Here is a 12394-nt window from a genome sequence, read left to right as displayed (position 1 = left end):
GGTCAATTGACGGATATCAAATATGTTGTGAGACCGGTCTCTTTGCAAGGGAGACCGGTCTCTTTGCAAGGGAGACCGGTATCTTGTCCAAATCTCTGCCGCAATGCGCGGTGGGGCAGGGCGACCCGACGATGCCGACAAGAGCATTCCTTTCAGAGCGGAGAACGAACATGAAGCCTTTTGAATCATTCGTGGCCACCCTCGCCCCATTGCGGGCTGGCCTTTTGACATGCTTTCTTGCGATGGGGGCAGGCTCTACGGCCGCCGCCGACAATCCCTATAACCTCATCGAGCCCGGGGTGATCAGCGTCGGCACGATGGGCGATTCCAAGCCCTATACGTTTGCGACGGCGGACGGCCAGTTCACCGGTTTCGATATCGAGTTGTTTCTTAACGTCGTCTCCCGCCTCGGCTTTCAAAAAGACAAGGTGACGTTCACGGGCCAGGAATTTTCAGCACTGCTGCCGTCGGTCGCAAACGAACGGTTCGACGTTGCCGTTGCTGCGATCGGAACCACTGAAGCCCGCAAGAAGACCATCGACTTTTCCGACGGCTATCTTGCCGGTTATCTCTCCGTCCTGACCCCGGATGCCGGTATCAAGGATGCCGATGGCCTCAAGGGCAAGCGTCTCGGCGTCGTGCAGGGGACCTTGCAGGAAGTCTATGCAGCCAAGAATTTCGGGGGAACCGATCTGGTAAAATTTCCCGACAACAATTCCGCCGTGGCCGCCCTCAACAACGGAACGGTCGACGCGCATTTTCTCGACTACGAGGCCGCCAAGCAATATGGCGAGCGTTATCCCGCGCTGAAGGTTGCCGTGAATATCCCGTCCTTCGATGCGCCTGCTGGCTTCGTGGTCCGAAAAGGAAATGATGCATTTCGCACGGCGCTCAACGGCGCACTTCACGATGCGATGCAGGACGGCACCTGGAAGACCCTTTACGAAAAGTGGTTCCCCGGCTCACCGATGCCGGAACAGTATCTTCCCAAGAAGTGACGCTTACCAAGGCATTGCTAAGCATGTCGCGCAAAAGTGTGCCGCGGTTTTGCGATACCGACATGCGTAAAAACAAAGACCTAAAGCGCGACAAGCGAATCTGAGAGATCGCGATGCGCTTTAGGCGGCGTCCGCGCCGGGCAAGAATTCATGGGGATCTGAATGAACTGGCTTGAAAATCTACGCCGCAGCTTCCTGGACTGGGACGCCATGGCGGAAGTTCTGCCGAGCATGATCAGCGTCGGCCTGAAGAACACGCTGATCCTGGCCGCCGCCTCGACCGTGCTCGGCGTCATCATTGGGATGGCGCTTGCCGTGATGGGCATCTCGCAATCCCGCTGGCTGCGGCTGCCGGCGCGCATCTATACCGATGTTTTCCGCGGGCTGCCGGCGATCGTCACGATCCTGATCATCGGCCAGGGTTTTGCCCGGATCGGGCGTGAGATCTTCGGTCCGTCTCCATTTCCGCTCGGCATCCTGGCGCTCAGCCTGATTGCGGGAGCCTATATCGGCGAAATCTTCCGGTCGGGCATCCAAAGCGTCGAGCGCGGCCAGATGGAAGCCTGCCGGGCGCTCAGCATGAGCCATGGGCAAGGCATGCGCCTGATCGTCATCCCACAAGGCATCCGGCGTGTTCTGCCGGCGCTGGTCAATCAATTCATCGGAAACGTCAAGGATTCCAGCCTTGTCTACTTCCTCGGATTGCTCGCTTCCGAGCGGGAGATCTTCCGGGTCGGCCAGGATCAGGCCGTCGTCACCGGCAATCTGTCACCGCTGCTGTTGGCGGGCGTCTTCTATCTCGTCATCACCGTGCCGCTGACCCACTTCGTCAATTATATCGATGCGAGACTGCGGCTCGGAAAACAAGGCCGCGGCTCGGGTGCTGCGAGCGGATTGGTCGAGGTAAGCGAATTGCGGGCCGCTGCCGGCCCCCATCCCACGGGCACGGCCGAGGCGACTACGCCGCGCTTCAAAGGCGGCGCCCTGAATATCCGGGACCTCACCATGGCCTATGGCGATCTCGACGTGTTGAAGGGTGTCGATCTCGACATCGCCGCTGGTACCGTCACCTGCATTATCGGCCCTTCCGGCTCGGGCAAGTCGACGCTGCTGCGCTGCATGAACAGGCTTGTCGAGCCGAAGGGCGGCGACATCCTGCTCGACGGCGAGAGCATCCTGGCGATGAAGCCGGAGAGGCTGCGCCGGCGTGTGGGCATGGTGTTCCAGCACTTCAATCTGTTCCCCGACCACACGGCACTCGAAAACGTCATGCTTTCGCTGACCAAGATCAAGAAGATGCCGAGGCAGGAGGCGAGGCGCATCGCCGAGGCGCGTCTGGCCGAGGTCGGTCTCGCAGAGCGTAGGGATCATCGGCCCGCAGGTCTGTCAGGTGGGCAGCAGCAGCGCGTCGCCATCGCCCGCGCGCTGGCCATGGATCCCGAGGTCATGCTCTTCGACGAAGTGACGAGTGCACTCGATCCCGAACTGGTGAAGGGCGTGCTCGACCTGATGGCCGCCCTCGGCCGCCAGGGCATGACGATGGCTGTGGTGACGCACGAGATGGGATTTGCGCGCAGGGTGGCCGATCAGGTCGTCTTCATGGATGAGGGCCGCATCGTCGAGGCGGGCTGTCCGCTGGAGATTTTCGACAATCCCAAAAGCGAGCGGTTGAAGCGCTTCCTTGCGGAAGTCCTCTGAGCGCCTGACGCAACAAATGGTGCCTCCGGCCCGTCCTCGCGCCGGATTTCGTTCGATGTAATAAGAGCAGGAAACAAGGTTATCACATGAATGCTTCCACCAAACCTTCGAAGGTCGTCGTCATCGGCGGCGGCATCTTTGGCGTCTCAACCGCTGTCCATCTGGCACGGCTCGGGGTCCGTACCGTGCTCATCAATGACGGCCCGCTTGCCAACGGCGCCTCCGGCCGTTCGCTCGCCTGGCTCAATTCGGCGCGCAAACGCACCGATGCCTATCACCGGCTGCGGTTGGCCGGCATAGATCGCTACCGCACGCTGGCCGTCCGGTATCCCGATGCGCCGTGGCTGCGCTTCGACGGCGGGCTGACCTGGGATGCGGACGATGCCGGCAACGAGATCGCCGAAATCTTCGACTATGAGCGCGACCTCGGCTATCACGCGCAATGGCTCACCCCGGATAGAGTTGCTGGGGTAACGCCGGGTGTGGACGCCAGTACTGTGACGCGCCAAGGCGCGATCTTCAATCCCGGGGAGGGCTGGGTCGATCTTCCGTCCTTGATCGACGTGCTCGCGCAGGAATTCCGCACGCTGGGCGGCGAGATTATCACGGACGCGGGTCGCGCGACGGTCGATGTCGAAAGCGGGCGTGCCCGTGGCGTGATCACAGCAGGCGGCATGCGCCGGGATGCGGATGCCGTGCTACTTGCTGCCGGCGGCGACGTCCCCGCAATCGTGGCCGAGGCCGGCCAGCAAATTGGCGATGCAACGCCTGTCGCCCTTCTGGTCCGGACCAAGCCGATCCGCCATCCGCTGAAGGCTGTGCTCAACACCCCTCGCGTCGCCATCCGGCCGACACCCAACGGCGGCTTCGCGCTCGACGCCGCCTGGTCCGAGGAAGAGGTGAGCGTGAAGCCCGACGGCAGCTATGATGTCAGGCAATCGACGCTGGAAGGATTGCTGCGCGAGGCCTCCAAGGTTCTCGAAGGCAATCCGGTGCTGGAGGTCGAAGATTATGGGGTCGGCCCGAAGCCTATCCCGGGTGACGGCGAGCCCGTCTTTGGCGAACTGCCGTCCATCCCGGGTTATTTCGTCGTCTTCAGCCATAGCGGCGCCACCCTCGGCCTGATTGCCGGCGAACTGCTGGCGGACGAGATTGCCACCGGACGCCGCCATCCGCTGCTGGCGGACTTTCGGCCGGAGCGTTTCAGCGCGTCGCGAAGATGAAGGCGGCAGCAGAGACCGATGCATCCTTCTGAGCCGTCGAGCGTTCTATCGCCAGGAACAACTGGAGACACATCATGTTCAAGGACGAACTTGGGGACACCGGCACAAACAAGGATATGCGCGATGGTGTGGAAACCGCGCCGGCCTCCTTCGAAGAGGCGAGCATCAACCCTGATCTTATCAGACGTGAGGGTTTCGCCAGCGAGGCCGAATATCGGGCATATATTGCGACGCTCGGTGGTCATGCTTCCGTTGGAGACACCGTCGAGGAGCCCCTCCCGATCTACGAAGGTCATGTCCTGGAAGGCCGTCTGCAAGAACTGCGAGAAGAACTCGAAAACCTCCGCGCTCGCCTTCATGTGATCCAACATCAGGCTGCGACCGTCGTGACGGAAAACGTCCGATGGGCAGATGCCAGCGCTCATGCGCAGCTCGGCAATCAGCCTTGGCTCAAGCTGGCAGGTGCAATGGCGGCGACCTTCGTCGTCACGAGGGGCATCAGGCGGTTGCCTCTGGGAGCCGTGGCGACGACGGCGCTACCGTTGGTGGCGGCGGCGATGAATCGGAAGTTCGCCCGGTGAAAGCTTCGATGACTGTTCAGGCGAAGCCGATCTCCGCGAGCAGAGGCAGGTGGTCCGAGGCAACCCTTGTCAGGCGAGTTTCCAGGACCGCCACTTTTTTAACGATGAGATCGTCAGTGACGAAGATGTGGTCGAGGCGCATCAGCGGGTAGCGCGAGGGAAAGGTCGCTCTCGGCGCGGCGCCGCCTGCGACCTGGGCGTCTTTCAATGACCGCGCGGCAAGTCGGTAAGTCGCCGATGACGGAATAGCGTTGAAATCGCCGCAGAGGATGGTTGGAAGAGGTTCATCCGCCATGCCGTGCAGCCAGCCGGGGTTCAGCAATGTCGTCATCTGCCGGATGCGCTCGCGGCCACGAAGGCCGAGATGAGTGTTGACGACCAGCAGTTTTCTGTCGCCGACCAGTATTTCGACGGAAATGGCGCCGCGCTGTTCGCCGATGGATGGCAATGGTCCGGCCTTGACCGCGCCTGTCGGCAGCGAAGTGATGATCGCATCGCCATACTGCTCCTCGGCTATCGACAGTGCCGGATGGAAATGAGCCTGCATCTTCAAAAGCGAGGCGATCGCATGGGCCTGGTCGACGCCGCCGGTCCTGCGCCGGAGGACGTCGACCTCCTGAAGGGCGACGATATCAGCCTCAGCCTCGGCGATGACAGAAGCGATGCGGCCGGGATCGAGCTTCCGGTCGCCGCCGATGCAGCTGTGCACGTTATAGGTCAGGAGTTTGATTGATTGTTCCGGCATGGGCCCTGCTGAACTCGTTCCCCCGGGGAGAACATAGAAGTTCCCCCGGAGAACATAGAAGTTCCCCCGGAGAACATAGAACTTGCTCTCCAGGGAACACAAAACTCGTTTGATCGTTCCCGATTATCGAACCATGGCGCTCGCACTCCTGAGGACAATCGATGAGCTTGAAAAGCATGATCTGGAAAGGACTGCTCGTTGCTGCCCTTTGTCTTGCGGTCTTTCTCCTCTATCGGATCTTCCAACAATACAGCCTCGATCAGATCGTCCAATCGGTTCGCAGCATCCCTTTATCAACCTTTTGCGCGGCACTTCTCTTTGCGGCGGGGTCCTATCTGTGCCTGAGCTGCTTCGATCTCCTGGCGATCCGTTCGCTCGGCAAATCCTTGCCCTATTCCAGGATTGCGCTGGCGTCTTTCATCAGTCTTTCGCTGGGGCACAATATCGGCTTTGCGGGCCTCAGCAGCGGCGCCTTTCGCTATCGTTTCTATTCGCGCTGGGGGCTGACGGCGGAGGACGTGGCGAAGATCATCCTGTTTTGCGGCGTTACGGTGGGGCTCGGGCTGATCACGCTTGGCGGCATCGCCATGATCGTCAATCCCGGCGATGCCGGGCGCCTGCTGCGCATCGACCCGGCAAGTGTGCGTGTCTTCGGTTCGCTGGCGCTGGTCGTGCCGGCGGTCTATGCGGGCCTGGCGTTCTTCATCCGCGGCACGTTGCGGCTGTGGCGCTGGTCGTTTCAGCTACCGCGATTTTCGATCGCGGTCGCACAGGTTGCGGTCGGGACGATCAATTTCATGCTCGTCGCCGCCTGCCTGCACCAGATGCTTTCGGCCTTCGGCGACGTTGCCTTCTTCAGGTCGGTGACGGCTTACGTGCTTGCCAATTCGGCGATCCTCGCAACGCATGTTCCGGGCGGTCTCGGCGTGCTCGAGGCGACCGTCTCCTATGTCGTGCCGAAGGAGGCCTCGATCGGCGCGCTGATTGCATTCCGCTGCGCCTATTTCTTAATTCCGCTGGCGCTCGGCACGACGCTTCTCGTCATCAGCGAGATCGTTTTCCGACGGACATCACGCGGGGCGAATGAGGCGGCGGACGAGCGCGCCGAGGCCCAGTCGGTTTAAAACTGTGAACGGTCGAACCGGGTCGAAGATCGCCGTGCCAAAAATCGGTGAAATGCTGCCTGACAGCTCGACGGTGAATTCCCGTAAACCCCGAGGCCCGTCATTGAGCGCCTCGACCGCCTCGATCAACGAGCCGCTTTGCATAAAGGCTGCGGCAAAGCTTTCCGGGGTGGTTCCGAGATATTCCGAAAGCAGGCGATTGCGCAGATCCACGATCGCGCGGCGGTGCGCGGCGTTACCTGCCTCGACGAGCATGTCGCATTCGCCATCCATCCCTTCCGAGCGATTGTTTAGGTTGGAGGAGCCGATGCGGACCAGTTCGTCATCGGCGATGATCAGTTTGGAATGGACGAGCACCTCCACCTCGCTCTCTTTCACCGTGACTGGCCCGGGCACGATTGGCCCGGGCACGACGGCATAATAGACGCGCAGGCGGTCCGCACGATCGGCGCGTTTCAGGCGGCGGATGACGCGGTCGCGATTGCCGCCCATGACAAGCTTTTCGATCAGCCCATGAGAACTGCGCGTGCAGATGATAACGACTTCGGGGCCGTCTTCCTCCTGCAGCCGCGCGGCTATGGCGTCGGCGACGCGGAAGGAGGCGAGGTATTGCGCCTCGATGTAAAGCTGCCGCCGTGCCCGGGCGATGACGTCCAATGTCATGACGATGCCGTCGCTGATGCCGGGGCGAAGTGCGGTCGAGGGCTCCGTCAGCGCGAAGCTGACCGCGGTCTCCCTCATGGAAACGGCGAGATCGTCCGGCCAGGCAAAGGGGACGTTTTCGGCCAGCGGCCGGTGGTTTTCACCGGTGGTGTTTTGCCAGCGCCGCCTGGCGATATCGCCGATCAACCTGGCAGCGTCGCCGGTGACCATTGCCTGAACGTCGTGCAGCGGATCATAGGAAACACCCTTGGGGTCACGTCGCAATTTATCTTTGGCGCGGTGGAGCCAGGTGTCCCACCGGCGCGACGTCAGGTCTATGCCGCCGATGAAGGCGACGGCGTCGTCGATGCAGACGAGTTTCTGGTGGTGGCAGCCGCGCAATGTCGGCTGAAGCTCGAAGCGTAGATCGATCCGGGTATTTCTGGGAAAGCTTTTCTTCCGCAGCATCTGCAGGGACTTGCCAGAATAAACGGGGCCTAGCGCCCAGATGAGGATGCGTATTTCGAGCTCCGGATTTGCCGCTGCCAGGGCATGCAACAGGTCGGCCAGCGTTTCATCGGACTTATCGGGTTCCAACCCGATGTTTGGATTGAAATCCCACCCGATGATCCAGATGGTGCGCCTCGCCTGCCGCAACGCACGCGCCAGCTCGGCGAAATAGCTGTTGCCATTGATCAGGAAGGCCGCCTTGGCAGCGCTCCCTTCCAGGCACAAGGCGCTGCCCTCCTGTTTTTGGCGGTCGCCCGGCCGTTTTGATTTTGTCTGCGACAAGCTCGGGTTATTGAAGATGGTTTCGAATGTCGTCATGATTGCCTCGGCCTCTAACTGGAGCACAAACGCCCGGAATTTGCCTGGGTTCCCCGATGGCGTCGGACGGCGGGCGCCTGCGATGCAGAATGCAAGGAAACGAGATGTCACAACGAGCAGGTAGTGCCGATCTTCCCCTTCACGGGGGACGCGTGCCGCATTGGCTGGGCGACCGAATGACGCGGCTCGGGACGTTGATCACCGAGGCGGTCGTCCATCACTATGGCCGCGACGAATTCCTGCGCAGGCTCGCGCATCCCTTCTGGTTTCAGTCCTTCGGCGCGGTCATGGGCATGGACTGGCATTCCTCCGGCATCACCACCAGCGTTCTCGGCGCGCTGAAGCGCGGCCTGAAACCGCGTGCCGGGGAGCTCGGCCTGCATGTCTGCGGCGGCCGCGGCGCGCATTCGCGCAAGACCCCGCAGGAGCTGATGTCGATCGGCGAGCGTGTCGGTCTCGACGGCGAGGGACTCGCGACCAAGAGCCGTCTCATCGCCAAGGTTGACAGCGCCGCCCTTCAGGATGGATTTGATCTTTATCTGCACGGGTTCATCGTCGCCGATGACGGCCATTGGGTGGTCGTGCAGCAAGGCATGAACGGCGACAAGCGGCAGGCCCGGCGCTATCACTGGCTGTCCGAAGGGCTGGAGAGTTTCGTCGACTCGCCGCATGCGGCAATCGAGGGACGGAGCCAGGGCGAGATCGTCAATCTTGCCGACCGGCGAGCCGAACGCTCGCGGCGCGGTCAGCTCGACCTGCTGGCGACCCTCGGTCCCGACCGGATCATCCGCGAAGCCGCCGTCCTGCTGCGTGCCGAAGAGCCGGCGCCGGAACCTGCCGAACAGCCGATGCTGCCGCACCTGATCATGCCAGCCCATCACGATGTCCACGAGAGCGACGTCAACATGCGGCGCCTGCATGGAAATCTGGCTGCCGCGGCCGACCGCGGGCCGGCGGATTTCGAAGAGCTGCTGCTCGTTCCAGGCGTCGGCGCCCGCACGGTGAAGGCGTTGGCGATGGTGGCGGAGGTCGTCCACGGCGCGCCCTGCCGCTTTTCCGATCCGGCGCGCTTCTCGATCGCCCATGGCGGCAAGGACCGCCATCCTTTTCCGGTCCCGCTCAAGGTTTATGACGAGACGATTGCCGTGATGAAATCGGCGGTGCAGAAGGGCAGGCTCGGACGCGAGGAGGAGTTGCAGGCGCTCAAGCGCCTGGACGACCAATCCAGGCTGATGGAACGCTATGTGACAGGTCCCGACCTCAAGGAAATCATCGCCGGTGAATTCCGCCAATCCGCCGATTTCGGCGGCCGGAGCGTCTTCGGCTGGGAGCCGCCGGAGACCCTTGAGAGTTAACTTTCAATGGCCGTCGGGCGGGACGGCTTCAGCTGGAATCGTCTCTTTCAAATTCTTCCGGTGGAAGATGAAGAGCCCCGCAACGACGATGATTGCGGCGCCGATGATGATCTGTGCATCGGGAATATCGTCGAAGAAGAGGTAGCCGAGGACGATCGCCCAGAGCAGCAGCGTATATTGCAGCGGCGCGAGCAGCGATGCCGGCGCGAGCTTCAGCGAGCGGGTGATAAGCAGATGCGCGCAGGTGGCAACGATGCCGAGCAGCAGCATGCCGGACCAGTCGATGAGCGTTGCCGGCTGCCAGTGACCGATGCTCAAGACGATGCCGGTGACGAGCGCGGCGATCGTCTGCCATGTCACCAGCGTCGTGTCGCTGGTCGAGCGCAGATAGCGGCTCATCACCAGCGACAGCGCAAAGGCAAGGCTGCCGGCAAGACCGAAGAGCGATGGAAGCGACAGCATCGCCGTGGACGGACGCAGCGCGATGACGACGCCGGCAAAGCCGATCAGAACGGCGAGCCAACGGCGCCAGCCGATCTTCTCTCCGAGAAAGAAATGCGAAAGCGCCGCAATATAGATCGGTCCGGCCATATAGAAGGTCATGACGTCTGCGAGCGGCAGATAGGCGACGGCAGCGTAGAATAGGGCGACATCGACAGTCGCCATGAAAACACGGATGAACTGCAGGCCCTTTTGCTCGACGCGGAACAAGGCCATCGGCCCTTGCCGGAGGATCATTGGTCCGAGCACGATGAAAGCGCCGACAGAGCGGATCACCAGCACCTGGCCGACGGCAAAGCTCGCAACCAGCCACTTGCCCATAGCATCGTTCAGCGCAAAGAGCAGATCGCCGAGCAGCATCAGCACAACGCCAGTCATGATCAGGTTTCCGGCATTGGCTACGCCAGTCTTGGTCGTCATCTCTCGCATCCTCGCAAAGCAGCCGCGCATGCGCGGCCGAGTGCGGCTTCTGCCTTAACCCTGCCGATGTCAAGCCGCCGGCGCGGAGGATCAGACGCCTAGAGCATGATGCCGAAAAGTGTGCGCGGTTTTCGGACGACATCATGCTCTATTTCTTTGATTTAGATCAGGATTCAGATTTTGGGCCGATCGGGCCTAAAATCATCCTGATCTAGAGCGCCCAATCGTCCCAATTCTGGACTTCGGCCGCTTTATCCTCGCGGCAAATGGTTTCCAGTGCCAGCGAGGCACGACTGGAGTGCCTTTGTTTATGCCGCAGGATCGCAAATTGGCGGGACGGGAGAGGGAAGCGGGCCTTTACCAGCAGACCTTGCGTCAAGAGCGGCGCGGCCACGGCACCTGAGACGATCGTCGCGCAGAGGCCCTCTCTTGCTGCCGATATGACCGCCTCGTTCGACGGCAGCTCAAGCGCGACAGCCAGATCTGCGGGGTCTATGCCGAGATTGGAAATCGCCGCCTCGAAAGCCGATCGGGTTCCGGACCCCTTTTCCCGCATGACCCATTTTGTGCCCGAAACCAGCTCTGCCGGTGCAATTGGTTTGCCACGCGCCCAGGGATGGCGCGGACCGACGACGACAAGGAGTTCGTCCTCGGCAAGCGGCTGAACATTGAGCGCCGGCTCATCAACACTGCCTTCGACGAACCCGACTTCGGCCAATCCATCGAGAACCGCTTTTGCCGCCGTGGTCGTGTTGCCAATCATCAGCTTCAGCTCGATGCCCGGGTAGCGGATCTTGAAGCGCATCAGCATCGCCGGTAGCCAGTAGCTGGCGATCGTCTGACTTGCAAAAACGACCAGTTCACCCTTTTGCAAGCCGCCGAGATCGGACAGGACGAGCGCTGCGGCCTTTGCGCGCGCCAGCGTCGCTCTAGCCTCCCCCAGAAACACCCGTCCTTCATATGTCAGCTCTATACGGCGTCCGACGCGATGGAAAAGCTCCACACCATAGGCGGTCTCGAGATTGCGGATAGCCGAGCTGACGGCTGATGGCGTCAACCCGATCGCAAAGGCGGCCTTGGTCAGATGCTCGCGTTCCGCAACCGCGACGAAAATGGAAAGCTGTTCAAACGTCATTGATTCAATGGTTCGATTTTAGCGAATGAACCATGCTATACTATTCAATGGAAGTCGACAATTGAGTGTGGGACAGTGCAGTCCTCCGCAAGGTCCTGCCGATGATCGTTTCCGCCTCACGTTCCCCGTCGCTTCCTGCCGTCCTGCCGGGACTCGTCCTATGTGCGGCAGTCACGCTATCTGCCTATCTCGTTGAGCAACTGCAGATGATGATTTTTGGCTCGCATTGGATCGAGAGCCTCGTGCTCGCCATTCTGATCGGCATTGCGGTGCGCTCCTCGGTCTGCTTGCCGCAGACCTTCATTCCCGGCATCCAATTCGCCGCCAAGACTCTGCTCGAGATTGCGGTCGTGTTGCTCGGCGCCTCGCTCAGCACGGCTGCCATCAGGCAGGCCGGACTGCCGCTTGTCGGCGGAATTGCCGTTCTGGTTGCTCTGTCTTTGGTCGGCAGCTTTGTTATCGGGCGGCTCTTCGGTCTGTCGGCCAGCCTGGCGACGTTGGTTGCTTGCGGCAACTCGATCTGCGGCAATTCGGCGATTGCCGCCGCAGCGCCCGTGATCGGCGCCAAACCGGACGATATCGCGGCCTCGATCGCCTTTACTGCACTGCTCGGCATCGGTGCAGTGCTGACGCTGCCGCTTCTACACCTGCTCTTTGGTCTCAGCGCAGTACAATATGGCGTTTTCGCAGGAGTGACAGCCTATGCCGTCCCGCAGGTCTTGGCGGCCACGGCCTCTGCCGGAGCCGTCAGCACCCAGGTGGGGACGCTCGTCAAACTGATCCGCGTGATGATGCTCGGACCCGTCATCTTCGTCCTCGGCGCAGTGCACGGCCGCCGTCCTGGCGGTTCGGCGGTCAATCTCCGCCATGTTCTCCCATGGTTCATCCTCGGCTTTGCAGCGATGGCGGCGCTTCGTTCCTTCGATGCGATCCCGGCGCCGCTGCTGCCAGGTATATCGGCTGTATCTGGCGCGTTCACCGTCACCGCCATGGCCGCTTTGGGGCTTTCCGTTGATGTCAGATCCGTCGCTCATACCGGCGGCCGTGTCCTCGCAGCGGCGGCGCTGTCGTTGTTGGCGCTGGGGGCTCTCGGGCTTTGCCTGATCGGGCTGCTGAATATCGTCTGATCGAGCTGATATGCCCA

Annotated in this window: 11 protein-coding genes; 7 read left to right on the top strand and 4 right to left on the bottom strand. The window is 61.5% G+C overall.

Annotation, left to right across the window (positions count from 1 at the left end; translation table 11 throughout):
* The first annotated feature begins 170 nt into the window (after positions 1-170).
* From BA011_RS27480 to BA011_RS27465, 4 genes are all read left to right on the top strand, one after another.
* On the top strand, positions 171-998 hold the full coding sequence (locus BA011_RS27480; RefSeq protein WP_065283124.1) for an ABC transporter substrate-binding protein: 828 nt from the start codon (positions 171-173) through the stop codon (positions 996-998).
* A 162-nt stretch (positions 999-1160) separates the two neighbouring features.
* Complete coding sequence (locus BA011_RS46265; protein ID WP_065283123.1) at positions 1161-2696, top strand: amino acid ABC transporter permease/ATP-binding protein; 1536 nt, start codon at positions 1161-1163, stop codon at positions 2694-2696.
* A gap of 86 nt (positions 2697-2782) precedes the next feature.
* The gene (locus BA011_RS27470; RefSeq protein WP_065283122.1) at positions 2783-3919 is read left to right on the top strand and encodes an NAD(P)/FAD-dependent oxidoreductase; all 1137 of its coding nucleotides are present in this window, start codon (positions 2783-2785) and stop codon (positions 3917-3919) included.
* Positions 3920-3993: 74 nt separating this feature from the next.
* Positions 3994-4500 carry a hypothetical protein gene (locus BA011_RS27465; RefSeq protein ID WP_065283121.1) on the top strand — a complete coding sequence of 169 codons (507 nt, stop codon included), beginning with the start codon at positions 3994-3996 and terminating at the stop codon, positions 4498-4500.
* A 16-nt stretch (positions 4501-4516) separates the two neighbouring features.
* On the opposite strand, the gene BA011_RS27460 is transcribed toward BA011_RS27465, so the two are convergent.
* Positions 4517-5245: an endonuclease/exonuclease/phosphatase family protein gene (locus BA011_RS27460; protein WP_065283120.1), complete on the bottom strand. Its 729-nt coding sequence runs from the start codon at positions 5243-5245 to the stop codon at positions 4517-4519.
* 161 nt (positions 5246-5406) lie between these two features.
* Between BA011_RS27460 and BA011_RS27455 the strand changes: the two genes are divergently transcribed.
* A complete protein-coding gene (locus tag BA011_RS27455; protein WP_065283119.1) occupies positions 5407-6369 on the top strand; it encodes a lysylphosphatidylglycerol synthase domain-containing protein in 963 nt (320 codons plus the stop codon).
* Here the strand turns inward: BA011_RS27455 and BA011_RS27450 are convergent.
* A complete protein-coding gene (locus BA011_RS27450) occupies positions 6316-7839 on the bottom strand; it encodes a phospholipase D-like domain-containing protein (RefSeq protein ID WP_065283118.1) in 1524 nt (507 codons plus the stop codon). The two genes, BA011_RS27455 and BA011_RS27450, sit on opposite strands and share 54 nt — an antisense overlap.
* Positions 7840-7943: 104 nt before the next feature.
* Here BA011_RS27450 and BA011_RS27445 point away from each other — a divergent pair, with 104 nt between their 5' ends.
* The gene (locus BA011_RS27445; RefSeq protein ID WP_065283117.1) at positions 7944-9194 is read left to right on the top strand and encodes a DUF763 domain-containing protein; all 1251 of its coding nucleotides are present in this window, start codon (positions 7944-7946) and stop codon (positions 9192-9194) included.
* 3 nt (positions 9195-9197) lie between these two features.
* Here the strand turns inward: BA011_RS27445 and BA011_RS27440 are convergent, their stop codons facing one another.
* Together BA011_RS27440 and BA011_RS27435 are read right to left on the bottom strand one after the other, a co-directional pair.
* Positions 9198-10115, bottom strand: a complete 918-nt coding sequence (locus BA011_RS27440) for a DMT family transporter (protein ID WP_065283116.1) — start codon at positions 10113-10115, stop codon at positions 9198-9200.
* 211 nt (positions 10116-10326) lie between these two features.
* Positions 10327-11250, bottom strand: a complete 924-nt coding sequence (locus BA011_RS27435; protein WP_065283115.1) for a LysR family transcriptional regulator — start codon at positions 11248-11250, stop codon at positions 10327-10329.
* A 65-nt stretch (positions 11251-11315) separates the two neighbouring features.
* Here BA011_RS27435 and BA011_RS27430 point away from each other — a divergent pair, with 65 nt between their 5' ends.
* Positions 11316-12377, top strand: a complete 1062-nt coding sequence (locus BA011_RS27430) for a YeiH family protein (protein ID WP_151343597.1) — start codon at positions 11316-11318, stop codon at positions 12375-12377.
* The last annotated feature ends 17 nt before the right edge of the window (positions 12378-12394 follow it).

It is taken from the genome of Rhizobium leguminosarum (assembly GCF_001679785.1).
Taxonomy (GTDB): Bacteria; Pseudomonadota; Alphaproteobacteria; order Rhizobiales; family Rhizobiaceae; genus Rhizobium; species Rhizobium leguminosarum_R.
This window is presented reverse-complemented; position numbering and strand designations above follow the sequence as displayed.